The 2,672-nt window shown below is 43.7% G+C and carries 2 protein-coding genes; both read right to left on the minus strand.

Annotation, left to right across the window (positions count from 1 at the left end; all coding sequences use genetic code 11):
- A partial coding sequence (gene rpoB / locus A3763_RS18395) for a DNA-directed RNA polymerase subunit beta (protein ID WP_068760305.1) occupies positions 1-2,301 on the minus strand: 2,301 nt, incomplete at its 3' end.
- 284 nt (positions 2,302-2,585) lie between these two features.
- Positions 2,586-2,672, minus strand: an 87-nt coding sequence (locus A3763_RS18400; RefSeq protein ID WP_197482964.1) for a ribosomal protein L7/L12, incomplete at its 5' end; no start/stop codon positions are given.

Genomic DNA, 2,672 nt, shown 5'->3' on the forward strand with positions numbered 1-2,672 from the left:
AGTATTTTGGTTTGAACGAACATATTTCGTTAGGTTGTAGATATCTACACCTGCGTCGCCTTGTGCAGTCTCATCATCGTTAACACGAACAACAATTCGGCCTGCATCGACACGTTCGATTACACCACCTCGATCTGCAACCACACATACACCGGAGTCCTGAGCAACAATTCGCTCAATACCCGTACCAACCAATGGCTTTTCAGCACGTAGGGTTGGAACAGCCTGACGCTGCATGTTTGACCCCATCAAAGCACGGTTCGCATCATCGTGTTCCAAGAAAGGAATCAAAGAAGCTGCTACCGATACTACCTGACGTGGTGACACGTCCATATAGTTAACCTTCTCAGGTGGCGTTACTGTAAATTCGTTTTTATATCGAACGTTAACAAGCTCTTCAGTTAGCTTACCGTCTTCACTAACAACAGCACTAGCCTGTGCGATAATGAAGCCACTTTCTTCAATTGCTGACAGATACTCGATCTCGTCTGTTACAACACTGTCAACAACTTTTCTATACGGACTCTCTAAGAAGCCAAAAGAGTTAGTTCGTGCGTAGGTTGCCAAAGAGTTAATCAAACCGATGTTTGGACCTTCAGGCGTTTCGATAGGACAAACGCGACCGTAGTGAGTCGGGTGTACATCTCGAACCTCAAAACCAGCACGCTCACGAGTCAAACCACCTGGGCCTAATGCTGATACACGACGCTTATGAGTCACCTCAGAAAGCGGGTTGTTCTGATCCATAAACTGAGATAACTGGCTAGAACCAAAGAATTCTTTAACGGCTGCAGCGACAGGCTTAGCATTGATCAAGTCTTGTGGCATTAGACCATCAGACTCAGCCATGCTCAAACGCTCACGTACAGCTCTTTCAACACGAACCAAACCAACACGGAATTGGTTCTCTGCCATTTCACCTACAGATCGAATACGACGGTTACCCAAGTGATCGATATCATCAACTTCACCCTTACCATTTCGAATATCGATCAATGTTTTCAAGACATCGATAATATCTTCATTTGACAGTACGCCTTCGCCCGTCTCATCGCTACGTCCGATACGGCGATTAAACTTCATGCGGCCTACTGCAGAAAGATCGTAGCGCTCAGAAGTAAAGAACAAGTTCTTGAACAGGTTCTCTGCTGAATCCTTAGTTGGCGGCTCACCAGGACGCATCATACGATAAATCTCTACCAGAGCTTCAAGCTGATTACTTGTCGGATCGATTCTTAGCGTATCAGACATGAACGGGCCGCAATCTAGTTCGTTCGTATAAATCGTCTCGAACGATTCGATACCCGCTTCAATAATTGTATCGATCACTTCATCAGTGATTTCGGTATTACACTCAACAACCAATTCGCCAGTTTCTTCATTGATCAAGTCTTTCGCTGTCACCTTGCCGTGTAGGTACTCACGTGGAACTTCAAGGTGATTACCAAGCTTCTCAAGCTGTCTGATATGACGCGCAGTAATACGACGACCTTCTTCAACGATAACCTTACCGTCAGCATCTTTAATTTCGAAACTTGCAAGCTCACCACGTAGGCGAGCAGGCACCAACTCTAGCTTACAGCTCTCGCCGGAAATAACGAATGCACTGGTATCGAAGAACATTTCAAGAATTTCTTGTGTGCTGTATTCAAGCGCACGTAGCAAGATCGATGCAGGTAGTTTACGACGTCGGTCAATACGAACAAAAACGTTGTCTTTCGGGTCAAACTCAAAGTCCAACCATGAACCACGGTAAGGAATAACACGAGCAGAGTGTAACAACTTACCAGAAGAGTGTGTTTTACCCTTATCGTGATCAAAAAATACGCCTGGAGAACGATGCAACTGAGAGACGATTACACGCTCAGTACCGTTAACAACAAATGTACCATTTTCGGTCATGAGCGGCATTTCGCCCATGTATACTTCTTGCTCTTTGATGTCTTTGATTGCTTTATTTGATGATTCTTTATCATAAATAATCAATCGAACCTTAACACGCAATGGAGCTGCGTATGTTACACCACGCTGAATACACTCTTTTACGTCAAATGCGGGTTCACCCAAACGGTAGCTCACATATTCTAATGCAGCATTACCTGAGAAGCTCAAAATTGGAAAAACTGACTTGAATGCAGCGTGAAGACCAACATCGTCACGAGACTCTGGGTCATTGTCACTCTGCAAGAAGCTTAAGTACGAGTCTATTTGAATAGACAAAAGATACGGCACATCCATGACGGTTGGTAACACGCCAAATTCTTTACGAATACGCTTTTTCTCTGTATACGAGTAGGCCATTTATATTCCCCAGTTTTGTGACTTAACGGTCTGAATTGTTGAACGGTTGACACCGTTTAATAACAGGCTATGTTTAGAAAGAGATACTTATTGCATGCTCAAGGCTTTGCCAAATATTCCTTTCTAACAAACCTTCTTATAGTTTGTTCTATGATGCTTGTTAGCATCAATATAATGAAAGCTATCTACTAACTAACAACAGAAAAAGGCCGGCAGCAAATGCTACCAGCCAATTTCGTTAGGATGCGTGTGCTTCTGCATGCATCAAATAACTATAATTATAGTTACTTAACTTCAACAGATGCGCCAGCTTCCTCAAGCTCTTTCTTAGCAGCTTCAGCGTCGTCTTTGCTAACGCCTTCTTTAACAGT

Source organism: Oleiphilus sp. HI0128 (genome assembly GCF_001635365.1).